At 63.0% G+C, this 24191-nt stretch carries 23 protein-coding genes and 2 tRNA genes; 11 read left to right on the forward strand and 14 right to left on the reverse strand.

The genetic code is table 11. The features are described from left to right. The first annotated feature begins 18 nt into the window (after positions 1 to 18). Together ACQY6T_RS04735 and ACQY6T_RS04740 are read left to right on the forward strand one after the other, a co-directional pair. Positions 19 to 750 carry an HAD family hydrolase gene (locus tag ACQY6T_RS04735; RefSeq protein WP_428629020.1) on the forward strand — a complete coding sequence of 244 codons (732 nt, stop codon included), beginning with the start codon at positions 19 to 21 and terminating at the stop codon, positions 748 to 750. A 53-nt stretch (positions 751 to 803) separates the two neighbouring features. After that, positions 804 to 2138, forward strand: coding sequence for an amidohydrolase family protein (locus tag ACQY6T_RS04740; RefSeq protein ID WP_428629022.1), 1335 nt, complete (start codon positions 804 to 806; stop codon positions 2136 to 2138). 5 nt (positions 2139 to 2143) lie between these two features. On the opposite strand, the gene ACQY6T_RS04745 is transcribed toward ACQY6T_RS04740, so the two are convergent. Next, the gene (locus ACQY6T_RS04745; protein WP_428629024.1) at positions 2144 to 2926 is read right to left on the reverse strand and encodes a tyrosine-protein phosphatase; all 783 of its coding nucleotides are present in this window, start codon (positions 2924 to 2926) and stop codon (positions 2144 to 2146) included. 2 nt (positions 2927 to 2928) lie between these two features. Beyond that, positions 2929 to 3732 carry a crotonase/enoyl-CoA hydratase family protein gene (locus ACQY6T_RS04750; RefSeq protein WP_428629027.1) on the reverse strand — a complete coding sequence of 268 codons (804 nt, stop codon included), beginning with the start codon at positions 3730 to 3732 and terminating at the stop codon, positions 2929 to 2931. A gap of 51 nt (positions 3733 to 3783) precedes the next feature. Between ACQY6T_RS04750 and ACQY6T_RS04755 the strand changes: the two genes are divergently transcribed. Together ACQY6T_RS04755 and ACQY6T_RS04760 are read left to right on the forward strand one after the other, a co-directional pair. Beyond that, the gene (locus ACQY6T_RS04755; RefSeq protein ID WP_428629029.1) at positions 3784 to 4923 is read left to right on the forward strand and encodes an acyl-CoA dehydrogenase family protein; all 1140 of its coding nucleotides are present in this window, start codon (positions 3784 to 3786) and stop codon (positions 4921 to 4923) included. Next, entirely contained in the window at positions 4920 to 5630 is a 711-nt protein-coding gene (locus ACQY6T_RS04760) for an acyl-CoA dehydrogenase family protein (protein WP_428629032.1), read from the forward strand. The genes ACQY6T_RS04755 and ACQY6T_RS04760 overlap by 4 nt, the downstream gene beginning before the upstream one ends. A gap of 4 nt (positions 5631 to 5634) precedes the next feature. Here the strand turns inward: ACQY6T_RS04760 and ACQY6T_RS04765 are convergent, their stop codons facing one another. From ACQY6T_RS04765 to ACQY6T_RS04790, 6 genes are all read right to left on the reverse strand, one after another. Next, positions 5635 to 6765: a CaiB/BaiF CoA transferase family protein gene (locus ACQY6T_RS04765; RefSeq protein ID WP_428629033.1), complete on the reverse strand. Its 1131-nt coding sequence runs from the start codon at positions 6763 to 6765 to the stop codon at positions 5635 to 5637. A 14-nt stretch (positions 6766 to 6779) separates the two neighbouring features. Further along, positions 6780 to 8030 carry an acetyl-CoA C-acetyltransferase gene (locus ACQY6T_RS04770; RefSeq protein ID WP_428629034.1) on the reverse strand — a complete coding sequence of 417 codons (1251 nt, stop codon included), beginning with the start codon at positions 8028 to 8030 and terminating at the stop codon, positions 6780 to 6782. A 28-nt stretch (positions 8031 to 8058) separates the two neighbouring features. After that, positions 8059 to 8841, reverse strand: a complete 783-nt coding sequence (locus tag ACQY6T_RS04775; RefSeq protein WP_428629037.1) for an SDR family NAD(P)-dependent oxidoreductase — start codon at positions 8839 to 8841, stop codon at positions 8059 to 8061. Between the two features lie 13 nt (positions 8842 to 8854). Continuing rightward, entirely contained in the window at positions 8855 to 10060 is a 1206-nt protein-coding gene (locus ACQY6T_RS04780; RefSeq protein ID WP_428629039.1) for an acyl-CoA dehydrogenase family protein, read from the reverse strand. After that, on the reverse strand, positions 10057 to 11151 hold the full coding sequence (locus ACQY6T_RS04785) for an acyl-CoA dehydrogenase family protein (protein ID WP_428629042.1): 1095 nt from the start codon (positions 11149 to 11151) through the stop codon (positions 10057 to 10059). The genes ACQY6T_RS04780 and ACQY6T_RS04785 overlap by 4 nt, the downstream gene beginning before the upstream one ends. Before the next feature lie 106 nt (positions 11152 to 11257). Beyond that, positions 11258 to 12427 carry an acyl-CoA dehydrogenase family protein gene (locus ACQY6T_RS04790; protein WP_428629044.1) on the reverse strand — a complete coding sequence of 390 codons (1170 nt, stop codon included), beginning with the start codon at positions 12425 to 12427 and terminating at the stop codon, positions 11258 to 11260. 195 nt (positions 12428 to 12622) lie between these two features. On the opposite strand from ACQY6T_RS04790, the gene ACQY6T_RS04795 reads away from it, so the two are divergent. After that, entirely contained in the window at positions 12623 to 13603 is a 981-nt protein-coding gene (locus ACQY6T_RS04795) for an NAD(P)H-dependent flavin oxidoreductase (protein ID WP_428629046.1), read from the forward strand. Positions 13604 to 13721: 118 nt separating this feature from the next. Beyond that, positions 13722 to 14813 carry a flavin reductase gene (locus ACQY6T_RS04800; protein WP_428629049.1) on the forward strand — a complete coding sequence of 364 codons (1092 nt, stop codon included), beginning with the start codon at positions 13722 to 13724 and terminating at the stop codon, positions 14811 to 14813. Between the two features lie 25 nt (positions 14814 to 14838). Here the strand turns inward: ACQY6T_RS04800 and ACQY6T_RS04805 are convergent. After that, a tRNA-Ser gene (locus ACQY6T_RS04805) sits at positions 14839 to 14929 on the reverse strand. 74 nt (positions 14930 to 15003) lie between these two features. On the opposite strand from ACQY6T_RS04805, the gene ACQY6T_RS04810 reads away from it, so the two are divergent. Both ACQY6T_RS04810 and ACQY6T_RS04815 read left to right on the forward strand, forming a co-directional pair. Beyond that, entirely contained in the window at positions 15004 to 15942 is a 939-nt protein-coding gene (locus tag ACQY6T_RS04810; protein ID WP_428629052.1) for a peptidylprolyl isomerase, read from the forward strand. Between the two features lie 2 nt (positions 15943 to 15944). After that, positions 15945 to 16259 (forward strand): DUF1905 domain-containing protein, encoded by a 315-nt coding sequence (locus ACQY6T_RS04815; RefSeq protein ID WP_428629055.1) that lies wholly within the window; start codon positions 15945 to 15947, stop codon positions 16257 to 16259. Here the strand turns inward: ACQY6T_RS04815 and ACQY6T_RS04820 are convergent. After that, positions 16249 to 16377: a hypothetical protein gene (locus tag ACQY6T_RS04820; protein ID WP_428629058.1), complete on the reverse strand. Its 129-nt coding sequence runs from the start codon at positions 16375 to 16377 to the stop codon at positions 16249 to 16251. The two genes, ACQY6T_RS04815 and ACQY6T_RS04820, sit on opposite strands and share 11 nt — an antisense overlap. Before the next feature lie 118 nt (positions 16378 to 16495). Here ACQY6T_RS04820 and ACQY6T_RS04825 point away from each other — a divergent pair. Then, positions 16496 to 16570: transfer RNA gene (locus tag ACQY6T_RS04825), tRNA-Thr, on the forward strand. Positions 16571 to 16685: 115 nt separating this feature from the next. Here the strand turns inward: ACQY6T_RS04825 and ACQY6T_RS04830 are convergent. Both ACQY6T_RS04830 and ACQY6T_RS04835 read right to left on the reverse strand, forming a co-directional pair. After that, positions 16686 to 17393, reverse strand: a complete 708-nt coding sequence (locus tag ACQY6T_RS04830; RefSeq protein WP_428629061.1) for a class I SAM-dependent methyltransferase — start codon at positions 17391 to 17393, stop codon at positions 16686 to 16688. Positions 17394 to 17492: 99 nt separating this feature from the next. Then, positions 17493 to 18371: a LysR substrate-binding domain-containing protein gene (locus tag ACQY6T_RS04835; protein ID WP_428629063.1), complete on the reverse strand. Its 879-nt coding sequence runs from the start codon at positions 18369 to 18371 to the stop codon at positions 17493 to 17495. Positions 18372 to 18513: 142 nt separating this feature from the next. Between ACQY6T_RS04835 and ACQY6T_RS04840 the strand changes: the two genes are divergently transcribed. Further along, complete coding sequence (locus ACQY6T_RS04840) at positions 18514 to 20841, forward strand: CDC48 family AAA ATPase (protein WP_428629066.1); 2328 nt, start codon at positions 18514 to 18516, stop codon at positions 20839 to 20841. Here ACQY6T_RS04840 and ACQY6T_RS04845 read toward each other — a convergent pair. Beyond that, positions 20838 to 22112 carry an MFS transporter gene (locus ACQY6T_RS04845; RefSeq protein WP_428629069.1) on the reverse strand — a complete coding sequence of 425 codons (1275 nt, stop codon included), beginning with the start codon at positions 22110 to 22112 and terminating at the stop codon, positions 20838 to 20840. The two genes, ACQY6T_RS04840 and ACQY6T_RS04845, sit on opposite strands and share 4 nt — an antisense overlap. Before the next feature lie 189 nt (positions 22113 to 22301). Here ACQY6T_RS04845 and ACQY6T_RS04850 point away from each other — a divergent pair, with 189 nt between their 5' ends. Next, the gene (locus ACQY6T_RS04850; RefSeq protein WP_428630377.1) at positions 22302 to 22940 is read left to right on the forward strand and encodes a class I SAM-dependent methyltransferase; all 639 of its coding nucleotides are present in this window, start codon (positions 22302 to 22304) and stop codon (positions 22938 to 22940) included. Here ACQY6T_RS04850 and ACQY6T_RS04855 read toward each other — a convergent pair. After that, positions 22937 to 24133 carry a phospholipase D-like domain-containing protein gene (locus ACQY6T_RS04855; RefSeq protein ID WP_428629071.1) on the reverse strand — a complete coding sequence of 399 codons (1197 nt, stop codon included), beginning with the start codon at positions 24131 to 24133 and terminating at the stop codon, positions 22937 to 22939. The two genes, ACQY6T_RS04850 and ACQY6T_RS04855, sit on opposite strands and share 4 nt — an antisense overlap. Between the last annotated feature and the right edge of the window lie 58 nt (positions 24134 to 24191).

Raw genomic sequence — 24191 nt, forward strand, 5'->3', positions numbered from 1 at the left:
GGAAGGGGTGGTGACAAGGTGACAATCCGCATCGCGATGTGGTCGGGGCCGCGCAACCTGTCGACCGCGATGATGCGCAGCTTTGGCAGCCGCACCGATACCCATGTCACGGATGAGCCTTTCTACGGCGCGTATCTGAAAGAAACCAATGATCCGCAGCCGATGGCGGACGATGTGATGGCGTCGATGGACTGCGAATGGCACGGCGTTGCGCGCAGCATGGCGGGGCCGAACCCGGCGGATACGCCGATCTGGTACCAGAAGCATATGGCGCACCATATGGTCGGCCCGATCGCGCATGACGATTTGCCGGGGCTGCGCCACGCCTTCCTGATCCGCGATCCAGCGCGCGTCGTTGCCAGCTATGCCGCCAAGCGCGTCGCGGTGCGCCCCGATCATCTCGGTACCGCCAAACAGGTCGAATTTTTCGACCGCGAAGCCGATCGGCTGGGCCACGCGCCGCCGGTGATGGATAGCGCCGATATTCTGCGCGATCCGTTCGCGATGCTGCAGAAATTATGCGCGGCGCTGGGCATCGCATGGGATCCGGCGATGCTGCATTGGCAAGCGGGTTTGCACCCGACCGATGGCATATGGGCGTCGCACTGGTATGATGCGGTTGCGTCGAGCACCGGCTTTGGCGCCCCCGATAAGCCGCCGCCCGACCTGACGAGCGAGGAGCAGGCGGTCGTCGACGCATGCCGCGCCGATTACGACCATCTGGCGCAGCACAAGATTCCGCTGTCCTAAATTCCCCACCTTTGCCATCAATCGGACGGGCATCAACAACAGGCGGGTCAGACATGCAATTCAGTGTAAAGTTCGGCAGTTTTCTGCGGGGAATCGCTTTTGGCATTCCTGCGCTCGTCGCGGCGTCGGCGACGCCGGCATTCGCGCAGGAAGCGACCGGCCAAACTGTCATCACCGCCGCGCGCTATGTCGATGTGCTGACCGGCAAGACGATCGAATATCCGGCGATCTTTGTCGGACCCGATGGACGGATCACCAATATCGCCGACGCACGGGTGATCAAATGGGGCAGCGGGGTCAAACATATCGACCTGGGCGGCAAGACGCTGCTGCCCGGCCTGATCGACATGCACGTCCATCTCGACGGACCCGCGGATATTGGCGGGTATCGCGGACTGGAATTCACCGACAGTTTCTGGGGCATGACCGCGGTCAAAAACGCGCGCGACATGCTCGACGCGGGTTTTACCACCGTGCGCAACGTCGGATCGGCCGATCGCAACGACATCGGGCTGAAACAGGCGATCGAAGCCGGCTATGCGATCGGCCCGCGGATCGTGCCTGCCGGCTACGCGCTCGGCGCCACCGGTGGCCATTGCGATTCGACCTTCTTTCCCCCCAGCTTTGAAAAGGAAGATTCGAAAAAGGAAGGCATCGGCGATACGCCCGACGAGCTGCGCTACCAAGTCCGCCGCCAGCGCAAATATGGCGCCGAGGTGATCAAGGTCTGTGCGACCGGCGGCGTTTTTTCACGCAACACCGAACCCGGTCAGTTGCAGGTTTCGGAAATCGAACTGCGCGCGATTGCCGACGAGGCGCATCAATGGGGTTTGCGCGTCGCCGCGCACGCGCATGGTGCCGACGGCATCCGCGCCGCGATCGCGGGCGGGATCGACACCATCGAACATGCCAGCCTGGTCGATGACGAGGGCATCCGGATGGCGGTCGCGCGCAAGCGGCCCGTGTGGTTCTCGATGGATATCTTCAACACCGAATATACCCAGGCCGAGGGCGCCAAGAATGGCGTCCTTGAAGATAATCTGCGCAAGGATCGAGAGATTGCACAAATCCAGCGTGACAATTTCCGCAAGGCTCACAAGGCCGGGGTGCGAATGGTATTCGGCTCGGACGCCGGGGTCATACCGCATGGGCTGGTCGGCGGCCAGTTTCGGGTCATGGTCGAATATGGGATGACGCCGTTGCAGGCCATCCAGGCCGCGACCAAAAACGCCGCCGAGGCGCTGGGCCGCGAAAAGGATGTGGGGGCGATCGCGGTTGGGCGTTATGCCGACATCGTCGCTGTCGACGGCAATCCGCTAACCGACGTGCGTCAGCTTGAGGATGTCGATGCTGTGGTCAAGGGCGGCGTACTGGTGAAGGGCGAGTAAGCCCGTCAGTACACGACCAGCTTGTCCACGATCGCGTCGCGCATCTCTGGCGTAAAGTTCAGCACGGATTCGGCATAGGTGGCAACGTCGCCATGATCGCGCCGAACCGTTGCCAGGGCGGCGTCGAGGAAGATCGGGTTCACCGACATCAAGGTCCGGATCGCATCGTCGTGGATGTCGGCGTTGTAGCGCGCCCGGATGACGTCTCCGCCCTGGACGATGCGTTCCTCGATCTTGCCGGCGCTATTGGTCAGCAGATAATCGTGCATCAGATCGTCCTCATGCACCCCCAGCAGACGGTGAACGACAGCGACAGCAAAGCCGGTGCGATCCTTGCCGGCGACGCAATGCACCAGGCTGGGCGCATCATATTCGGCCAGCGCTGACAGGTAGAGGCGAAGGGTCGCCACCAAAACCGGGCGATATGGCATGCCGGCATAAGTATCGATCATCCGGGCCCGCGCCGTTTCGTTGTCGATCGTGCCCTGCGCCGCCTGAAGATGAGGTGCGAGACCCGCGGTGTTGCCGTCGGCGAACAGCACCCTTGCCGAAAAATTGTCGGATCGTTTGCAGGGATGCGCCGCGCGCTCGTCATCGCCGCGCAGATCGACGATCGTCTCGATCCCCAGTTTGTCGACGGCAGTCAGATCGGCCGATGTCGCATCCTGATGGTGCGCCGATCGCCACAACATGCCGCTGCGCAACCGACCGCCGCCTTCGACCGCGTAGCCGCCATAATCGCGGAAGTTGTGGATGCCCGCCAAAGGCAGGACGCGGTCGGCACTCATGATCAGTCTCCTGTAAACACCGGTGGGCGTTTTTCGACGAAGGCGTTGATCGCCTCCCGGTTATCGGCGGTCTCGTGGACGATCGCCTGATAGGCGGCGCTGAGCTCCAATATGTCGCTCATCCGGCTGTGCTGCGCCTCACGCAGCAGCCTTTTGGTCAGCCGCAGCGCGCGCGGCGGATTGCACACGATCCGTTCGGCAATCGCGATGGCGCGGTCGAGCAGTTCCGCGTCGGGCACGACGTCCGTGACCAGACCATATTCCTTTGCCTGCGCCGCGTCAAAACGGTCGCCGGTCAGGAAGAGTTCGGCGGCGCGGGGATAGCCGAGTATCTTCTGCAGCAGCCAGGCCCCGCCGTCGCCGGGAACGATCCCGACCTTGATGAAGCTGCAGGCGAATTTCGCACTCTCCGCCGCGATGCGAATGTCGCAGGTGCAGGCAAGATCGGCCCCGAGCCCGATGGCGTGGCCGTTGACCGCAGCGATCATCGGTACCTCGCAGTCCATCAGCGCGCGGATCACCGCCTGCACGCCCTTGCGATAATTGGCGCGGGTCGAATCGGGCTGATCGAGAACTCCGATGCCGGTGCGGTCCTGCATGCCTTTCAGGTTCCCGCCGGCGCTGAATGCCTTGCCGCTACCGGTCAGGATGATTGCGCTGACGCCGCGGTCGTCGCCAAGGGTGCGGAGCGTGTCGATGATATCTTGGCAATCTTCATGGGTGCCGATCGCATTCATACTTTCGGGTTTGATCATGGTCAGGATCGCGATCTTGCCCCGCCGATCGACACTCAGAAACTCACCCATCGCCAATAATCCTTTGCTGCTCTGCAAAAGCTATTGCATGGCTGTCGGGACATGCAAGGCTTTGCGCTCTATCCCTTCGATCCACCCGGCGACGTTGCGGCACTGCGCGCCGATTTGCGGGCTTGGCTTGCGGTGAACCAGCCGCAGGGCGACGTCGTTGCCCGGGCGAATTGCTGGGCCAGCTTCGATGCCGATTTCAGCCGCGCGCTCGGCGCTGCCGGTTACATCGGAAAGACGTTGCCGACACGCTACGGCGGCGGCGACCGGGATCCGCTGGAACGCTATGTGGTGATCGAGGAACTGCTCGCGGCGGGTGCGCCGGTCGGAGCGCACTGGATCGCCGACCGCCAGACCGGGCCGCTGATCGTGCGGTACGGCAGCGAGGAGCAGTGCGAGCGCTATCTGCCGGGAATCGTGCGCGGTGAGCTTTATGCGTGCATCGGCCTGTCGGAACCCGGCGCAGGGTCCGATCTGGCAGCAGTGCGGACGTCGGCGCGCGAAACTGCTGAAGGTTGGCGCATCACCGGCCAGAAAATCTGGACCACCGGGGCGCATTTTTCGCATATCATGCTGGCGCTCGTCCGTACCGAGGAGGGCAGCGAGCGCAATGCGGGGTTGAGCCAGCTGCTGATCGACCTCGACACCCCCGGCATCACGATCCGCCCGATCATCGACATGGCGGGGCATCATGATTTCAACGAGGTGTTTTTTGACGAGGTGCTCGTTCCGCACGGCGCGCTGGTTGGTGAGCGCGGGCAGGGGTGGCGGCAGGTCACCGCCGAGCTGGGGCTCGAACGATCGGGGCCGGAGCGGTATCTTTCCAGTCACGCACTGTTCGCCGCGCTGATCGACGCGGCGGGAGCCGATCCCGACCCGGCGGTCGCAGCGCTGATTGGTGAGCTGGCGGCCGAGATGTGGACGCTGCGCCAGCTGTCGATGTCGACCGCGGCCAAGTTGGCGGCGGGCGAGGATCCGATGGTCGAGGCGTCAGTGGTCAAGGAATTGGGGAATGCGTTCGAGCAGGACATGCCGCGCCGGGTGCAGGCGATCGTCGACTGCGGCTGGGACGACGCGGACGATCTGGCACGCCTGCTCCGCGCGCTGCTCATTGCCTCCCCCAGCTTCTCGCTGCGCGGTGGAACGCGTGAGGTGATCCGCGGGATCATCGCGCGCGGATTGGGCCTGCGATGAGCGCGGCGCGCGACATGCTGTGCGACACAGCGCGGGCGGTGTTCGCCGAGGCGGCGACAGGCGGCTTGGCGCCTGTGGAGGACGCCGGCTTTGCGCTGTTGCTGGTTTCCGAAGACCAAGGGGGATTCGGCGGCGACTGGGGTGATCTCTCTGCCGTCCTGCAGATCGCCGGCGTTTTGATACCCGAACTGCCTGTTGCCGAGCTGATGCTCGCGGGCCGCGACGACGCGCTACACGCAGCCGCATCGGTGAGCTTGATGGCCGGCGCTATGGGGCAGGCACTCGCTCTGTCGATCGACCATGTGAACACGCGCCAGCAATTCGGCCGTCCGCTCGCAAAGTTTCAGGCAGTGCAGCAATCGCTTGCGGTCATGGCGTGCGAGGTCCGTGCCGTCGAGGCGGCGGCGGCTGCCATGGCGATGCGGCTCGATGCTGTGGATTTCGATGCCGCGGCGGCAGATTTCGAGATCGCAGCAGCCAAGCTGCGCGCCAATCGCGCGGTCGGCGTCGTCACATCAATCGCGCATCAGGTCCATGGCGCGATTGGCTTCACGCGCGAATATGATCTTAACCGGGTGACGATCCCTTTGATGCGCTGGCGGGGTGTCCACGGCAACGATGCCTATTGGGCGCAGCGACTCGGCCGTCAGGTGGCGGGTTTCGGCGGGCGCGGCCTGTGGGAAGCGATGACCGCGCGCGCCGATTGACCAGTCAGCGCACCGCGCCGCCCTCGCGGAGCGATGCGATTTTGCCTGCATCATAGCCAAGGTTTTCAAGCACCGCATCGCCATCGCCGCCGACCGCGGGAGCCTGCCGCGGTGTGTCGTTTACCGTTGCCGAGTAGCGCGGTGCGGGGGCGGGATGCGGGACGCCGGCGACGGTGACAAAGGTTTCGCGCGCGACATTGTGCGGATGTTGTGGTGCTTCGCTCAACGACAGGATCGGCGCGAAGCAGACGTCGGTCATTTCCATCAACTCGCACCATTCGTCGCGGGTCTTGGTTGCGAACAGCGCGGTCACCTTCGCTTTTTGGGTCGGCCAGTTTTCCATATCGTCCTGCACATCGAAATCGGGATCGGCGTCGAGCCCGGTCTTCGCCCGTAACAGCGCGTAGAATTGCGGTTCGATCGACCCGATCGAGATGAACTTGCCGTCGCTGCAAGTGTAGGTATCGTAATAGGGAGCGCCGCCGTCCAGCCGGTTCACGCCCGCCTCGTCCTTGATCATTCCGGCGGCGTGGAACCACCAGCTCATGCCCGCGAGCAGCGCCGATCCATCGGTCATAGCGCAATCGATCACCTGACCTTCGCCGGTCTTTGCCGCGTGAAGCAGCGCGCTCGACATGCCGAAAGCCAGCATCATGCCGCCGCCGCCGAAGTCGCCTACATAGTTGACCGGAGGCACCGGCTTTTCGCCCGCGCGGCCGATGCCGTGGAGAACGCCCGACAACGAGATATAGTTGATGTCGTGGCCCGCAGCCTGCGCATAGGGGCCGAACTGGCCCCAGCCGGTCATCCGGCCATAGACGAGCTTGGGGTTGTCGCCGATCAGCACCTCGGGACCGAGGCCCAGCCGTTCCATCACGCCCGGACGATAGCCTTCGATGATCCCGTCGGCGCTTTTACAAAGATCGCGCGCAATCTGAACCGCTTGCGGGTTTTTCATATCGAGCATGATCGAGGTGCGGTTGCGGCTCAGCGGATCGCGCGGGTCCATGAAACCGCCGGGGCGATCGATACGGATCACCTCGGCGCCATGATCGGCAAGCATCATGCCGCAAAAGGGGCCGGGACCGATCCCGGCGAATTCGATGATCCGGATGCCTTGGAGCGGTCCCGTCATGTCCGCGTCCCCCCTCAGATACGTTCGATGATGATCGCTGGCGCCATGCCGCCCGCGGCGCACATGGTTACCAGGCCATAGCGACCGCCCGACCGTTCGAGTTCGTCGAGCGCGGTGCCGATCAGGATCGATCCGGTCGCGCCGATCGGATGGCCGAGCGCCATCGAGCCGCCGTTGATGTTGACCTTTTCCCGGTCGAGATCGAGGTCGCGGATGAATTTCTCGGCGACGACCGAGAAGGCTTCGTTGATTTCCCAGACGTCGATGTCGTCCTTGGTCAGACCGGCCTTTTCCAGCACCTTCTTTGCAGCAGGCACCGGAGCGTTGAGCATCAGCGTCGGATCGTCGCCGATGTTGGCGTAAGCGACGACGCGGGCGCGGGGTTTCAGGCCGTGCTTGTCGGCATAGTCCTTTGACGCCAACAGGATCGCGGCGGCGCCGTCCACGACGCCCGAAGAGTTGCCGGCGTGATGAAAATGCTGGATTTCAAGGTCGGGGTAGCGACGGTTGACCTGTTTGCGGAAGGTAACCCCGCCGCCAAGGTCGAAATCGGCGAGCGCGGCGAAGCTCGGTTTCAGCGCGGCGAGGCCTTCGGCGGTCGTTTCGGGCCGCGGGAACTCTTCATGGTCGAGCGCGACGCTGCCGTCGGGGTTCAGCACCGGAACGACCGACTTGTCGAAGCGGCCTTCCTTGATCGCGCGGTCGGCGCGCTGCTGACTGACGAGCGCGAGCGCGTCGAGCGCCTCGCGGCTGATTCCCTCGATCGTCGCGATCGCATCGCCGCAGACGCCCTGGTTCGATTGCGGGTGCAGTTCGTCGAGCGCTTCGTGGCCCGATCCCATGAAGCGCGGGGGCAGCCCGGCGTTCGCCTGTTCGGCGGCAAAAGTGGAGGTATAGCTCATCATCTCGGTGCCACCGGCAATGACGCAATCTTCCATGCCGCTCATGACGCTGGCCGCGGCCAGATTGACCGAGGTGATGCCGCCGCCGCAGAAGCGGTCGAGCGTCGTGCCGCTGGCTTTCGTGTCATAACCGGCCGAAAGCGCCGCCATACGGCCCAGGTCGCCGCCCTGCTTGCCGTTCTGGCTCGACGTCGACCAGATGATGTCATCGACCGTCGCAGTGTCGAGATCGTTACGATCCTTGATCGCCTTCAGGACGGTGGACGCGAGATGTTGCGGGTGGAGGTGTGACAGCGCGCCCTTGCCGGGCTTGCCAACTCCGCGCGGCGTGCGGACGGCGTCGATAATATAGGCTTCAGCCATGATGAATTCCTTCTGGTCGGGGAGTGGATTAACGAGGGGCCATTCTTATCGCGCCATCGAGGCGGACCGCTTGGCCGTTGAAATAGGTGTTGCGAACCATCTCCATCGCCAGGCTCGCATATTCCTCGGCCTTGCCGAGCCGTTTGGGGAAGGGGACCGAGGCTTCGAGGCTCTCTTTCACCTTGGGGTTCATATTGCCCAGCAAGGGCGTGCCGAATACGCCGGGCATGATCGCGTTCACGCGAATGCCCAAGTCCATCAGGTCGCGTGCCATCGGCAGCACCAGGCCGTTCACCCCCGCCTTAGCCGATCCATAGATGACTTGACCGATCTGGGCGTCCTGCGCCGCGACCGAGGCGGTCAGAATGATCGCGCCGCGCTCGCCGTCTTCCATTTCGGGCAACGATGACATGCCCTCTGCCGAGATCGACGCGATGCGATAGCTGGCGGTCAATATCCCGGCCACGCCATAGGCATAATCCTCGGTCGGCGTCCGACGGAATGTGCCGGTGTCCTTGTTGTAGGACAGCGTCTTGCCGCGCCGCGAGGTCATGGCGCAATGGACGCAAATCCGTTCCTGTCCGTGCGCGGCGCGCGCTTTCGCGTAGCCATCGAGGACCGATTGTTCGTCGGTGATGTCGACCTTGCAGAACAGGCCGCCGATCGATGCCGCGACCTCTTCGCCCAATGCTTCGTTGATATCGAAAATCGCGACCTTCACGCCGGCCGCCGCGAGCGCTTCGGCGGTCGCGCGGCCCAGGCCCGAGGCACCGCCGGTCACCACGGCTGCGGTGGTCGAATCGAATTTCATTACGTGAGCCTCCTCAGGCTGGAATCTGGTTGAACGGGATGCCCTTGTCGGGGCGATGATCCTGCGGCAGGCCGAGGACTTTTTCGGCAATGGTGTTGAGCAGGGTTTCGTCCGATCCGCCGGCGATGCGGCCGGTCGGGGCGTTGATCCAGCTCGACGCCCAATCTTCTTTTTGCGAGGCGTGTTCGTCGAACGTGAAGCCGTCCGTTCCTTGCAAATCGATCGCCAGCTCCGACAGCTTCTGGCGCGATCGTACCGCGATCAGCTTGTTGAGCGAACCCTCGGCGCCTGGGATCATCCCTGCCTGCATCATCAAACGAGCGCGCACGTTGATCGAATCGAGACCCGACCGCATGGCATAGTTGCGTGCGATCTGTTGCCGGATACGGCCATCCTCGATTGCCGCGCGTCCGTTCAGTCGGATGCCCTTTGCCAGATCGACGAACAGATCGAGATGTGGACCGAAGCCCGCGCTGTCGGTGGCGACATAGCGTTCGATCATCAACGTCGCGATCGCGACCGCAAAGCCGCCGCCAACGGGCGACATGCGATGATCGTCGGTAATCTTCACATCGTCGAAGAACACCTCGTTGACATGGCTATCGCCGCCCGCGAGCCTGATCGGGCGCACGGTGACACCCGGCGCCTTCATGTCGACCCAGAAATAGGTGAGCCCCTTGTGTTTCGGGACAGTGGGGTCGGTGCGGACGACGATGACGCCATAGTCGCTGTAATGCGCCCAGCTGGTCCATACTTTTTGCCCGTTTATCTTCCATCCGTTGCCGTCGGGCTCGGCCTTGGTACGCAGGCCCGCAAGGTCGGAACCGCCTGACGGTTCGGAAAACAGCTGACACCAGATTTCTTCGCCCTGTAGCGCCTTCAGCACGCGTTCCTTGACGAACGCCTTGTCGCTGCCGAACTGCATCAACACCGGCACCGGCATGCCGAGCGAGATGCCGAAATAGAAATTCGGGAAACCGTGCTTCATTTCTTCGGCGTCGAACGTGACTTTTTCGAGATGGCCGAGCCCTTGGCCGCCATATTCGGTCGGCCAGTTGATCCCCGCATAACCTGCGTCGAACTTCGCCTTTTGATAGCGGCGACCGAGCGCAAGGTCGTCAGCTTCGGTCAAGCCTTCACGCGCGTCTCGACCAAAAGCCGGTGCCATCGATTCGAGCCAGGCTGCGGCGTCGGCACGATAAATTTCCAGATCGCTCATGCCGCTCCTCCCGTCAGCCGGTCGACGAGAACATCTTCCCAGAACAGACTGCTCCCCTGTTCTATCGCGAGGCTGCGCGCCCGGCGCATATGGAGATGGAGCCCGATTTCCCAAGTCACGCCGATGCCTCCATGGATCTGGACGCAGTCGCGCGCCGCGGTGTCATAGGCTTCCGTCGCGGATAAGCGCGCGGCTGCGGCTGCGGTGACGAAATCGGCAGCGCCTTCGCGTGCGGCTGCGTGGATGCAGTTGGCGCGTGCGAGTTCGACGAGCCCGTAGAGCTCAGCGATGCGATGCTTCACCGATTGGAAAGCCCCGATCGGCTGACCAAAGGCACGGCGGGTCAGGGCGTAATCGCGCGCGATTTCCATCAGCACCTCCGCGCCGCCGGTCTGCTCATGCGCGGTGACGACGGCCTGGAGCGCCAGAATATGCAGCGCTGCATCGTGGGCCGAGGTGCCCACGGCGAGCGTTTCGGCCGGCGCGGCGGAAAAGTTCAGGTTGGCGACGCAGCGGCTGTTGTCGAAACTTGGCACAGGGGTGCGGTCGACACCCTTCAAATCGACCAGCGCGAGGACAGGCATGCCTTGCCCATCGGCCAGCACGACCGCGACATCGGCGGCCAGTCCGCCGGACACTCCGCGGCCAGTGCCGTCGAGCCTGTCATCCGCAAAGGTCATGTCGGGCCGAGCCGGTAGCGTGTCGGGACCGGCCGCAAAGGCGATAACGCCGACGATTTCGCCCGATGCGAGCGCGGGCAGCCATTGTGCCTTTTGCGCGTCCGACCCGTAAAGCTCGATCGCCTTGGCCACGCCGAAGCTGGAGGTCAGGAACGGAGCGCCGCTGATGCTGCGTCCCGCCTGATGCGCGATCAATCCTAGTTCAACGAGGCCCAGGCCCAGGCCGCCATCGCTTTCGGGAAGCGCGAGCGCCGTCCATCCCTGTTCCTTCGCGGTCTCCCAGAAAGGATGATGATAATCGCCGACCGATTCGAGCAGGGGCAGCAGAGCGTCCTTGCCGATTCGTGCTTCGAGGACGCGCCGCGATTCGGTCGCGATCGCCTGCTGGCCTTCGTCGTAGAGGATGGTCATGCGCGCACCCGTTCTTCTCCCATTATGTTGTCCAGCCAATGGACCGGACGTTGACGTAAACGTCAAGTATTTTGACGCCGCGCTTTCCAGGCGCCACGGACGGCCTTCAGACTAGCCCGGCTTTCCAGTCGCGCCGGATCTTTTTGGCGAGGCTCCATTTGTGAACCTCGGTCGGGCCGTCATAGATGCGGAAGGCCCGGACTTCGCGGAACACCTGTTCGACGATCGTCTTGTCAGTGACGCCGGTGCCGCCCATCACCTGGACGCAGCGGTCCGCGATGCGCATCAGCGCTTCGGACACCGCAACCTTGGCCATCGAGCTTTCGACCGTGCCAAGCGAACCGGTATCGAGCACGTCTGCGCACCAGTCGATCATCAGTTCGGCCTGTTTCAGGTCGATCATATTCTCGGCCAGCATGAAGCCGACGCCCTCATGGTCGATCAGCGGCTTGCCAAAGGCTTCGCGGCGATTGGCATAATCGGTCGCAATTTCGTGCGCGCGGATACACGCGCCCAGCCAGCGCATACAGTGCGACAGGCGGGCAGGGGACAGGCGCACTTGCGCGTATCGAAACCCCTCGCCCGCCTCGCCGAGCATCTGGTCGGCAGGGATACGCAGATTATCGATCGTCAGCGTCGCATGGCCGCCGGGCATCGAACTGTCGATCGTGTTCGGCACCTCGTCGATGCGGATGGCCGGGTCGGGCAGGTCGATCAGGAACATGCATGCGCCCTGTTCCGACTTTGCCATCACAATGCCGACGCGCGCACCCTGTGCCCCGGTGATGAAGGTCTTGCGGCCGTTGACGACCCAGTGATTGCCGTCGAGATGGCAAGTCGTCTTCATCATCGACGGGTCGGACCCGGCGCCGCCTTCCTCGGCAGGCTCGGTCATGAAGAAAGCCGAACGGACGCGGCCTTCGACCATTGGCTTCAGGAAGCGATCCTTGAGTTCGGGGCTGCCTTCCTTACCGAGCAGATACATATTACCCTCGTCCGGCGCCATGGTGTTGCAGGCGAGCGGGCCGAGCGGTGACAAGCCGCTCTTGATGAGCACAATGGCGGTTTCTCGCTGGTTCAGATGATCGCCGTCGCCCAGGATATGTGGCGTCAGAACCCCCGCGGCGCGCGCGTGCTCGCGCATTTCCATAACGAGTTCGTCAGTGGGGGCGCCATGATGGTCGCGGCGGGAATCCTTTTCATAAGGCACGACAAATTCGCGGACAAAGCTTTCGACCTTCGCCGCAATGGCCACGGCGCGATCCGAAATCGTCACGATACGGGCCTGTCGCAACCCGGACGGGTCAACGAGGGCGTCAGCAATTGTCCGTCCATATTCATGCGCGCCCGACTCCATGTTGGCGTTTTAACTATCTTGCTAAGAGACCGGACGTTGACGTAAGCGTCAAGTCAATTCAGGGCAAAAATCATCGCTGCCGTAAGGTAAGCTTGGGAAGAGAAGGAAAGCGGCATGGCATTCAAGACACGGATAACGGAGATGCTGGGGATCGAACATCCCATAGTTCAGGGCGGGATGCAGAGCGTCGGCTATGCCGAACTGGCGAGCGCCGTATCGAACGCGGGCGGCTTGGGCATCATCACCGCGCTGACCCAGCCAACCCCCGCGGCGCTGAGCGCTGAAATCGAGAAGTGCCGCTCGATGACCGACAAGCCGTTTGGCGTGAACATGACGGTTTTTCCAACGATCAATGCCCCCGATTACAAGGCCTACGCGCAGGCGATCATCGACGGTGGCGTCAAGATCGTCGAGACCGCGGGCACACCGGCGGTGCGCGAAATCTGGGAGATGCTCAAGCCGCATGGCATCGCCATCCTCCACAAGTGCACGGCGGTACGCCACGCGTTGTCGGCCGAACGCGCCGGGTGCGACATCATTTCGATCGACGGTTTTGAATGTGCGGGCCACCCTGGCGAGGACGATATTCCCGGCCTGATCCTGATCCCGGCGGCCGCCGACAAGGTCAAGATCCCGATGCTCGCGTCGGGCGGTTTTGGCGATGGCCGCGGGCTGGTTTCGGCGCTCGCGCTGGGGGCCGAGGGGATCAACATGGGTACCCGCTTTTGCGCAACCGTCGAGGCGCCGATCCACGACAATGTGAAACAGGCCTATGTCGATAACGACGAGCGCGGCTCCTATCTGATCTTTCGCAGCCTCAAGAACACCGCCCGCGTCGGCAAGAGCGAAGTCAGCGAAGAGGTGGTTCGCCGTCTGGCAAAGCCCGACGCGACGTTTGCTGACGTTGCTGAGCTGGTGAATGGTCAGGCGGGACGCGAACTGCTGCAAACTGGCGACCTGTCGAAGGGCGTGTTCTGGGCCGGGATGGTTCAAGGGCTGATCCACGACATCCCGACCTGTCAGCAACTGATTGACCGGATTATCGCCGAGGCGGATGCGATCGTCGACCAGCGGCTGGCCTCGCTACGGCGCTAGGCCGCGCGTGCCGATATGCTGGCGTGGCGCGCGCGCATCCGATATGATCCGATTCTTCGCAATTTGATCAGTTCGTTGCCCACGGCGTTATCGCCCGCCGGTGCGCCAGGGGGGATATTTGAGCGTCATCGAATATAAGGGTTTCGGGGGCGTCTCCCTGCTCGCGGATGTGCTGGGCGATGACAATGACCCTGCCGTGCTGCTGATTCCCGACATCGGGCAGCCGCGCAGCGCATGGCGCGTGGTGGCCGATGGACTGGCGCTGTCAGGCCGTCGGGTCGTGAACCTTGACCTTCGTGCTGCCGGTGGAGCTGACCAACTGGCGGCCCATATTGAGGATTTGCGCTTGGTCCTCGCACAAATGGGGTCGCGTCCCGTCGTTGTCGCCGGGCGGCATGGTGGCTGGATAGCGACGCGCGCCCTGGCGATCGACGGTGTGTTGCTGGCGGGCGGGCTCGTGCTGGTCGATATGCCCGAAGATGCCGACGCTATCGCCAGCGGGCTCGCGGCGCGTCAGGCGCTGCCGACGCTGGTGGTTCGCGGCGGCTTTACTGCGGTCCAGGCCAGCGCCGCAGGCGATGCGTTCAGTGCCGCGCTGCCGGTCGGCGAAATCGCGGCCATCGACGCGGCAGATCTGATTCTCGAGGCCGATCGGACCGAAGCTTTGCTGGGCCAGCTGCTCGAATTTCTCGAACGCCGCCAGCCGCGCGAGGCGACTGAATTTCAGGCGGGATCAGACCCGCGAACGCTGCGCGATGCGATGGGATGTTTCGCGACGGGCGTCACCATCGTCACCGCGCTCGACTCAGCGGGGGTGCCAGTGGGGCTGACCGCGAACAGCTTCACATCGGTCTCGCTCGATCCACCGCTCTTGCTCGTGTGCATCGCCAATTCGTCCGGCACCGCGCCCGTGTTGCGCGAGGCGGTGCATTTTGGGGTCAATGTGCTGCAAATCGGCCAGCAACCCGCGTCAAACCGCTTTGCCACGCGCGGCGAGGATCGGTTTGCCAACCTGCCGTGGGCGCCGGGGCAGACAGGAGTGCCGCTGCTCGGCAGTTCGCTGGTGTCGTTCGAATGCGAGCGCGAATCGCTCCATGAAGCGGGCGACCATTTCATCCTGGTCGGCCGCGTCGTGCGCGCGCAGTTCGAACCGCACCGCGATCCGCTGCTCTATTTTCGCGGGAAATATCGCCGGCTCCATTTCGCCTGACGGGAGATCGGACCCGAGGGTCCGATGGCGGAGCGGGTGGGATTCGAACCCACGATAGGCTTTTGACCTATACTCACTTTCCAGGCGAGCGCCTTCGACCACTCGGCCACCGCTCCGCATGCATGGAAGGCGCGCCCTAATCGCTGGACGGGGCTTTCGCAAGTCGCATGAGCATGGCAGACATGGGAGCATGAAACATCTGCTTCTTGCCGCCGCTGCCGCTTCGCTCGCCTTTCCGGTCACCGCCCAGGAGCCGACACCGATTCCGTCGCCCGGAGAGATTGCGGCGGCGGCGCCCGCCAGCGACTGGATCGCGATCGCCGCGTCTGATCTGCTGGTGATGGACCTGGCGCCCGACGCTCAAGGCAAGGCGCGCAGGGTCGTGATCCAGTTGATGCCCGCACCTTTTGCCCAAGGGTGGATCGGCAATATCCGCAAACTCGCCGCTGCGCATTGGTGGGACGGTACCAGCGTCAACCGGGTGCAGGACAATTATGTCGCGCAATGGGGCGATGCGACCGAGAAAAAGGCACTGCCGAAGGGATTGGTGCCGGTGCCGGAGGGCGATTATGTCGTAAGCCGAGCTGGCGCTGCGGGATGGGATGCTGCTCGGGCAATGCGGCGCTCGGCGCCGATCATTGCCGATCCCTATGCGTCGAGCCAAGCGCTTTGGGGCTGGCCAGTTGGCCGCGGTAATAATGGAGAGCTGTGGCCCGTCCATTGCTATGGAACGGTGGGTGTCGGCCGCAACCTGTCGCCAGACACGGGCAGCGGCGCTGAACTTTACGCCGTCATCGGCCACGCGCCGCGCCATCTCGACCGCAATATCGCCGTCGTCGGTCGCGTGATCAGCGGGATCGAACATCTGTCCAGCCTGCCGCGCGGCACCGGCGCACTCGGTTTCTATGAGGACGACAAAGAGCGCGTGCCGATCGCCTCGATCCGGCTCGCCGACACTTTGCCTGCCGCCGCGCAGCCGAAGTTCGAATATCTGTCGACCGAAAGCGACAGCTTCGCGCGCTACGCCGATGCTCGCGCCAACCGACGCGATCCGTTCTTCATCAAGCCTGCGGGCGGCGCGGATATCTGCAATATCCCGGTGCCGGTGCGTTCGATCGCCGCGAAATAGCGTTGGAGGAATTCACCGTCATCACCCCGCTCTGGCGCTGGCAGTCCGCTAACGCGCCCGCGGCGTGGTTTTTCCTCACGATCGCGGGCGACGCGGCCGACGGCATTCGGTTGGCGGCGATCAGCGGGCAATGGCTCGATGGGCGCAAGGGGTTCGGATCGGCGCGGGTCGCGGTCATAATCGGCGAGACGAGCTGGAAGACGTCGGTCTTTCCGCACAAGGAGAGCGGCGGCTGGATTCTGCCCGTAAAAGCAGCGGTTCGCAAAGCCGAGGGACTGGCCGAGGGCGATGCGGTGACCGTGACGGTCAGCCTTTAACGTCGGCTTCAGTTTTCGTTTCGCGGGCCTGCACCTTGCGTTTGCGCAGGTTGGCGCGCAGCGCTTCGGCTAGACGCTGCTGGCGTTCGATGTCGGCGGGGGAGGGCGTCTTGCTCACGCGGCAACCCATGCGCGTGAAATTACTGTATCGTCAACCCTCGCACCTTGACAGGCGAAGGGCACCCCGCCATAGGCCGCGCCTGCCCAGCGAACAGGCGTTTGCGGGTGTTTCGGTGGCTGCTGTAGCTCAGTGGTAGAGCGCGTCATTGGTAATGACGAGGTCGGGAGTTCAATCCTCCCCAGCAGCACCATTCGTCCTAAGACAATCCTTTGATTCCTGCAGCGTCGCTAATCTGCGGCATTCGCCATCGGCGCTACGGCGGCGTAGCAGCATTGTAAGAGAAAAAGGAAGTGTGTCGTTAGCGCTCAACGCCGCGCGATGATGTGGGCGTAAGATCCGAAACTCGACCAGTCATGTTTTGCGGCAAGCGCCGAGAAGGCACCGTCCACCTGCCGAACGATCGGAATTTTACGAAAATAATCGTGGCCATAAAAGGATCGAATTGTCGCATCTGCGAAACCTGCCTTTAACAGCATGGCGGTCATTTTAGCTCGGTTACCAAAACACCACGAGTAATAGGCAGGAAACTTGTCCTTGTGCGCTCCGCGCTTGGGAAAAAACGTGTAGAGGAGCCGCTGCGAAAGTCTCTCGGGTAGCAACTTGTTCATCACAAAAGGTGGCGAATAGAGCGTGGGCGCAAGATGGAAAGCGACCCCGCCGGGTTTCAAAAGCGAGACGACATTTTCATGCATTTTTACACCGTCTTTGACGTGTTCAATCAGCGTCCTGGAAAAAATGACATCAAACTGGCCTTTGAACTGCGAGACATCGCCAACAACATCGAAGCATGCCTTGTCATAATCGTCACTTGTCATTGCAAGCTCGGCCGGGTCAATATCGTTGACCGTGTAAGTGGAGATACTCGACGGCAATTGATGCAGCTTGAATGAGGGCAGCCTTCCGCCCCCCAACTCAAGAATCTTGGCATCGGGATATTGGCGGATCAGGTCCGTCAGCGTTTGAAGGTAATCGTTGAACGCTGCCGGAAAATATTTATCGTTATCGATTGCCATATTGTCCCTCGCAAAAACTGGATGAAAGCATAGCTCATCCCCGTCGCAGACTGCAAACGTTAACGAATAGCCTGGTGAGGATATGCGATTACAAAACGGCTAGATCTTTGCCGCCAGCAGCCAGTCGTGAAATAATTTTACCGCCGGCTGGCGCAGCGCGCGCGGGCGGCAGACGAACCAATAGCTGTACGGGCTGTCGACGTCGAAATCGAAGAGCCGTATCAGCCTGGCGTCATGGGCGTCGTCGAAATGATGACCGTGCATGAACGCGACACCGATACCCTGCGCGGCGGCCTCTAGCATGAGCGGTCCCGAATCGAAATAGTCGATCCCCGCCGGTTCGAGATACGGCATGCCGACCGCCTTTTTCCACTCGCTGAAGGTCTCGGGCATTTCTCGGTGCAGGAGGACGGTCATCCGTTGCAACTGTTCCGGTACGACAAACGGACGGTCGCCATCCGCCAGCGTCTTGGCAGCGATCGGGAAGACCTTATCCTGATCGAGCCGCGCCGCATAGAGCGCGGGGTCGATCGTTCGCGCGAGCGCGATCGCGGCGTCGATGCCGTCACCCAACCGAGCTTCGGCATGCGACATCGTGTCGATGTCGATGTGCAGTTCGGGATGGGCCCGGCGCAGTTCCGGGAGTCGCGGAAACAGGCGCTGCTGGGCAAATAGCGGCAGAACGTTGAGGTGGAGCCGTAGCGACGCGTCGGGACTGCCGATCTGGCCGATCACGGTCCTGAGTTCATCGAGGATAGGCGACAGCTGTCCCTGCAAGGTGCGTCCAGCTTCGGTCAGGCTGAGCCCATGGTGATGGCGATTAAACAACGGACGCCCGACCGAATGCTCAAGCGTCTGGATGCGACGCGACAGTGCGGGCATGGACAGGCCAAGCTCGATCGCGGCGGCCTTGACCGTGCCGTAGCGGGCGACCTCCAGAAAGGCCTCCATGCTGCTGAGGGGAGGTAGGCGGGGCATATGCGGATGCAATGATGACATGACCCCGCGCGACTTGCCACAATTTTGTGCACTGCGTCATAAGTCGGCACAGGGCGGGGGTCGCAAATCGGGAACGACCACCCTATCTTCGGCATTCTGACCTTTTTGAGGGAGATGCGCCTTGGCCGACGCCGCGGTAAATGAAAAACAGGTAAAATTGCAGGTGGCGAATTCGCGCGCCGAGGAAAGCGGCGGCGCCATCGCGCGTATTCCACGCTCCGCAATGGCCGAACTGGGCGTCACCGAAGGCGATATTATCCAGATCAGCGGCAAGCGGCAAACCGCGTCGCGCGTGGTTCTTCCCTATGCCGAAGATGAAGGGCTGGAGGTCATTCGCCTCGACGGTTTGCAGCGCGCCAATGCCGGCGCGGGCGCGGGCGATATGGTGATGCTCAGCCGTGTCGAGACGCGTCCGGCGACACGGGTCGTGTTCGCCCCGGCGCAGGAAAATCTGCGTCTGCAAGGATCGGCGAACGCGCTGAAGCGTAGCTTTTTCGGTCGGCCACTGGTCGCGGGCGATACGGTCGCAACGGCTGGCCAGCAGCGTTTGCCGTCGGGCGATATGCCGCCGCAGCTGCGCCAGATGCTCAACGCCCCCGCCTATGCGCTGGCCGAGGTTCGGCTGATCGTGGTGTCGGCAGCGCCAAAGGGCGTCGTGTTCATCGACGAGAATACCGAAATCGAATTGCTGCCCGAATATCAGGAGCCGCAGGACGCGCGCCGCACCGACGTGACCTATGACGATCTCGGCGGGCTCGGCGAGACGATCGATCAGCTGCGCGAGATGGTCGAATTGCCGCTGCGCTATCCCGAACTGTTTCAGCGTCTGGGCGTCGATCCGCCCCGCGGCGTGTTGCTGCACGGCCCGCCGGGAACCGGCAAAACCCGACTGGCGCGCGCGGTCGCCAACGAGAGCGACGCGCAGTTCTTCCTGATCAACGGCCCCGAAATCATGGGCAGCGCTTATGGCGAATCCGAAAAACGCCTGCGCGACGTGTTCGAGGCGGCCGCCAAGGCGGCGCCGTCGATCCTGTTCATCGATGAGATCGATTCGATTGCGCCCAAACGCGGACAGGTGACGGGCGAAGCCGAAAAGCGGCTTGTCGCGCAGTTGCTGACGCTGATGGACGGGCTTGAACCTCGCACCAATCTGGTCGTCATTGCCGCAACCAATCGCCCCGATGCGATTGACGAAGCGCTGCGTCGTCCGGGCCGGTTCGATCGTGAAATCATCATCGGCGTACCCGACGAAAGCGGACGGCGGGAGATTCTGGGCATCCACACGCGCGGAATGCCGCTGTCCGCCGATGTCGATCTGGCCGAGCTCGCGCGCACGACCTTTGGTTTTGTCGGCGCTGATATGGCGGCGTTGACGCGCGAGGCGGCGATCGAAGCGGTACGGCGGATCATGCCCAAACTCGATCTGGCGGAAGGCACGATCCCACCCGAAGTGCTGGAAGAATTGCGCGTGACGCGCGACGATTTCAGTAACGCCCTGAAGCGGGTGCAGCCGTCGGCGATGCGCGAAGTTATGGTGCAGGCGCCGACGACGCGGTGGAGCGACATCGGCGGGCTGGATGCGGCGCGCGAGAAGCTGATCGAGGGGATCGAGCTGCCATTGAAGCATCCCGAGGCATTCCGACGTCTGGGTATTCGGCCCGCCAAGGGGTTCCTGCTCTATGGGCCGCCAGGTACCGGCAAGACGTTGCTGGCGAAAGCGGCGGCGCGCGAATCCGATGCCAATTTCATTTCGATCAAGTCGTCGGATTTGCTGTCAAAATGGTATGGCGAAAGCGAGCAACAGATCGCGCGCTTGTTTGCGCGCGCGCGTGCGGTTGCGCCGACGATCATATTCATCGACGAACTCGACAGTCTGGTGCCGGCGCGCGGCAGCGGGACGTCGGGCGAGCCGCAGGTGACCGAACGCGTCGTCAACACGATCCTGGCCGAGATGGACGGCATTGAGGAGATGCAGTCAGTCGTCGTGATTGGTGCGACCAACCGCCCGAACCTGATCGACCCGGCGCTGCTGCGTCCCGGACGGCTCGACGAGCTGATCTATGTCGCGGTGCCCGACAAGGAAGGGCGGCGTCGCATCCTGGAAATCCAGACCGGGAAGATGCCGCTGGCTGACGATGTCGATCTTGCCGTGCTGGCCGAAAAGTCGGATCGGTTTACCGGGGCGGACCTTGAAGATTTGACGCGCCGCGCCGGACTGGCAGCGCTCAAACGGTCGATTAACAGCGATATCGTGACGATGGCCGATTTCGAAGCGGCGCTGGAAGACACGCGCGCGTCGGTGACCGAAGCAATGGAAAAGGATTATGAAAAGATTCAGGGCGAGATCAAGCAGAACGCCATGAGCGTCGATCCGATCGGCTTTTTTGCGCCAGGCATGCTGAAGCCGGTTCGCGAGCGAAAGCACGACGGCGACGACGTGAAGGATTAGGCGGTTGGCTGGTTCTGGCGGAGGGCTTTCCACCCCCACAGGACCAGCCAGCCACAAAATCCGGACATCAGGCCGTAAGCGACCATCGGGTGCCAATTGTATAGCAGTACTCCGACCGCTGGGGATATGATATAGGCCGACCCATTGATCGACGCGGTCATGCCCGCGACGCTGCCTTGGTCGCGTCGCGGCACCGACAGCGAGGCGCCGGCGGTGAAACCCGGACGGAACAGCCCGAAGCCCAGCGAGGCGAGGGCAAAGCCGATGATGATCCCGTGGAGTTCCTGCGACAGCCCGGTCATGATCAGTCCCGCGCCGCCCAGCGCCGCACCGACCAGTACCGCGGTCCGCGCCGACAGCTTGAGCAGCGGGATCAGCCCCCATTGCGACAGCAAGGTCGCGAACGCGCCGGCCATCAGCACGATGCCGGTCATTGCTGCGCCTTCATCGGGGCGTGGGCGAAGATGCAGGCGATCGAGGATAAGAAAGCCGATCACTCCCAGCATCATCGCTTGGGCCTGGCCGCCAAATAGCCCGGCCAGTAGCCAAGGCCGGACGCGCGGGTCGGTCCACCGCAACGGCGGCGCGGCGGCGGCGCTCGGATCGACGACCTCGTCGTCGCTGTCATCGGTCGCGGCCTCGGGTGATCCGGCAGATGTCGGATAGGCGGCGATGGAACCGCGCGCCGCGAAGCGCGGCACGTCGTCGGGCAATCGCCAGCGCAGCAGAACCAGCACGATCAACCCGATCAGCGCAAAGACCAGCAATGGACCGGCCAGACCGACAAACGGGAGAATGAAGAAGGGCGCGATCGCGGGGCCGATGACCGTGCCAAGCCCGAACGACGATGAAACGAGCGACAGCGCCTGGGTACGCTCGGCAGGTTCGGTGCGGGCGGCGACATAGGCCTGCACCGCGGGCGGCGACGCCGAGCCGAAACCACCATAAAGACTACGGAATACGGCAAAGATAACGAAGGTGACGCCGGCTGCCAGATAGCCCTGAAGACCGGCCCAGAGCGTCAGCCCGCACAGCGCCATGGACGACATGAAGCCGATAACTCCCATCGCCATCAGCGCCTTGCGGCCACGCTTGTCGGACTGCCGCGCCCAATGGGGGGCAGTCAGAACCCATAGGAGCGCAGACCAGCTGAACGCGAGGCTGACCCAGACATCGGGAATATGCAATTTGGCGCCGATCGCCGGGAGGATCGACTGCATCGCCGTATTGCCGGCAGCGGCAACCAGCATGACCGCAAACAGAACCGTCATGCGATCCGCGGGGATCGAGCGGGATTCTGTCACCATGCCGGATGCCCCCTTTTTGCCGTTCATTGTCGGTAATGCTGCCTTTCCCTACACGCGAGGATCGGACTGTCCAGAGTCAAGACCGACTCTTTCCTTGCGCCATCGCCCCGTTTTTGCCACGCCATGGGCAACCGAAACAACGCGAAAGCCAACATGACCAATCCGCGGGCGCAGGCCCAAGAAACGAAAGTTCCGCTGGCCCGTCGGTTTCGCGGGAGGCTGAAGCGCTTTTTCGGACCATGGGGCATGTTTGTCCGCGGTTTTATCAAGCATCCCGTCATGGTGGGATCGATCGTACCGTCGTCGCCGACGCTGATCCGCCACATGCTGCGACCGGTCGATTGGAAAAACACCAGGCTGTTCGTGGAATATGGCCCGGGGGTCGGCACCTTTTGCCGCCCGGTACTCGAGCGTATGGCGGGCGATGCCACGCTGATCGCGATCGACACCAACGAAGATTTTATCGACTATCTGCGCAAGGACATCCGCGACAGCCGCTTTATCCCGGTTCATGGGTCGGCGTCCGACGTCGAGGCGATCATCGCGGCGCACGGCTTTGAAAAGGCCGACTATGTGTTGTCGGGCTTGCCGTTTTCGACGCTTCCTGCCGGGGTTGGCCCCGCGATCGCGGCGGCCACTCATCGTGTGCTGCGCCCCGGCGGCGCGTTCCTTGTCTATCAGTTCCGCGCCCGCGCCCGCGATTTCCTCGCGCCGTACTTCGCCCGCATCGACAATGCGTTCGAATGGGTCAACGTGCCGCCTTGCTTCCTGTTCTGGGGCTGGAAAGACTAAACTTCCAGATCAGGGTCGGTCTCGCCGAGCCCGAAATTGAGCCGCCGCGAAACCGTATAGTCCGCCGCACCCACAACGAGCCAAGCCAGCGTCCAGCGCAGCCGGGTGAGCCAGCCAGCGCGCGCTTTGTGCTCGGCAGGGGTGATGTCGTCGCAGTCGTACTGCTGCGCCGCTATGAAGCCGCGCATCCGTTCGGCGAAACCTGCATCGACCACGCGCAGCATCACTTCGACATTCACGAACAGGCTACGCATGTCGAAGTTGGCGGTGCCGACATAGACAATATCGTCGATGACGATCAGCTTCATATGCAGCTTGCATGGGCGATATTCCCATATCTGCGCGTGTTTGCGCAGGAGATAGCCATAGAGCAGGCGCGAGGCACCGATCGTCGCGGCGTTGTCGGACTTTGCCGCCATGATGAAGCGCGCCCGGCCCTGCCGCGCGACACGACCCAACCTACGCAGCATGCCCTGACCTGGCGAGAAATAGGCCATCACCATATCGAGCTGGCGCGCGCTCTTTAGGTCGGTCCGCACCGCGCGCGCCCAGGGCGACAGCCGCTGGGTCGGTCCGCCGACCAGCCAGGTCACCGGTCCCGCCTCGACGGGCCATTCGCGGATCAGGCGGCGGAGCATCAACAGCTTGCCGTCGTTGTTCACGGTGTAATCGTGGATTTCCTCGAACCAGGCGACCATCCGCGCCACCGACGGCCCGCGCACGACGACGCCCAGGTCGAACCAGCAATTGTCCGGATGCGTGCCAAGATAGGGGGTCGCGATGTTGAACCCGCCGGTCACCGCCACGTCGTCGTCGATCAACAGCAATTTCTGGTGGTTGCGGATCAAATAGCTTGAACGCCAGCGCCGCGAGAAAAACGTCACGCTGCCGCCGGCGGCGCGCAGCGACCCGAAGATACTGTCGGATATATCCGACGAACCGAAGCTGTCGATCACCGCGCGCACCCGGACGCCGCGTCGCGCGGCTGCTGTCATTGCATCGAGGACGCGCGTCCCGGCGGCATCATGCTCGAAGATATACATGACGATGTCGATGCTGCGGATGGCGCCGGCGAGTAGCGCAAGAATGCGTTTCAGGCGCTGGTCGCCGTCGACGATGACTTCCAGTCGGTGCCCGGCGACGTCAGCGGTCAGCGTATCGGGATCGCGGGCGGGGCGGGGCGCTTCGGTCATGGCTTGCTCATAGGCGGGGCGTCGCAAGACCCGCAAGGGCGGCGCTTAGATTGACAGG

Origin of the sequence: Sphingopyxis sp., assembly GCF_965279725.1 — a bacterium.
In the GTDB taxonomy this organism is placed as follows: Bacteria; Pseudomonadota; Alphaproteobacteria; order Sphingomonadales; family Sphingomonadaceae; genus Sphingopyxis.

Bases quoted from the DNA above. Each gene is read 5' to 3' on its own strand.
- ACQY6T_RS04830 (WP_428629061.1), bottom strand. From the start codon at position 17,393: ATGGCAATCGATAACGATAAATATTTTCCGGCAGCGTTCAACGATTAC.
- ACQY6T_RS04775 (WP_428629037.1), bottom strand. From the start codon at position 8,841: ATGAAATTCGATTCGACCACCGCAGCCGTGGTGACCGGCGGTGCCTCG.
- ACQY6T_RS04780 (WP_428629039.1), bottom strand. From the start codon at position 10,060: ATGAGCGATCTGGAAATTTATCGTGCCGACGCCGCAGCCTGGCTCGAA.
- ACQY6T_RS04785 (WP_428629042.1), bottom strand. From the start codon at position 11,151: ATGACCATCCTCTACGACGAAGGCCAGCAGGCGATCGCGACCGAATCG.
- ACQY6T_RS04765 (WP_428629033.1), bottom strand. From the start codon at position 6,765: ATGACGGGACCGCTCCAAGGCATCCGGATCATCGAATTCGCCGGGATC.
- ACQY6T_RS04855 (WP_428629071.1), bottom strand. From the start codon at position 24,133: ATGACCGAAGCGCCCCGCCCCGCCCGCGATCCCGATACGCTGACCGCT.
- ACQY6T_RS04845 (WP_428629069.1), bottom strand. From the start codon at position 22,112: ATGACGGTTCTGTTTGCGGTCATGCTGGTTGCCGCTGCCGGCAATACG.
- ACQY6T_RS04745 (WP_428629024.1), bottom strand. From the start codon at position 2,926: ATGAGTGCCGACCGCGTCCTGCCTTTGGCGGGCATCCACAACTTCCGC.
- ACQY6T_RS04750 (WP_428629027.1), bottom strand. From the start codon at position 3,732: ATGGGTGAGTTTCTGAGTGTCGATCGGCGGGGCAAGATCGCGATCCTG.
- ACQY6T_RS04810 (WP_428629052.1), top strand. From the start codon at position 15,004: ATGAAACATCTGCTTCTTGCCGCCGCTGCCGCTTCGCTCGCCTTTCCG.
- ACQY6T_RS04795 (WP_428629046.1), top strand. From the start codon at position 12,623: ATGGCATTCAAGACACGGATAACGGAGATGCTGGGGATCGAACATCCC.
- ACQY6T_RS04770 (WP_428629034.1), bottom strand. From the start codon at position 8,030: ATGGCTGAAGCCTATATTATCGACGCCGTCCGCACGCCGCGCGGAGTT.
- ACQY6T_RS04760 (WP_428629032.1), top strand. From the start codon at position 4,920: ATGAGCGCGGCGCGCGACATGCTGTGCGACACAGCGCGGGCGGTGTTC.
- ACQY6T_RS04850 (WP_428630377.1), top strand. From the start codon at position 22,302: ATGACCAATCCGCGGGCGCAGGCCCAAGAAACGAAAGTTCCGCTGGCC.
- ACQY6T_RS04835 (WP_428629063.1), bottom strand. From the start codon at position 18,371: ATGCCCCGCCTACCTCCCCTCAGCAGCATGGAGGCCTTTCTGGAGGTC.
- ACQY6T_RS04740 (WP_428629022.1), top strand. From the start codon at position 804: ATGCAATTCAGTGTAAAGTTCGGCAGTTTTCTGCGGGGAATCGCTTTT.
- ACQY6T_RS04755 (WP_428629029.1), top strand. From the start codon at position 3,784: ATGCAAGGCTTTGCGCTCTATCCCTTCGATCCACCCGGCGACGTTGCG.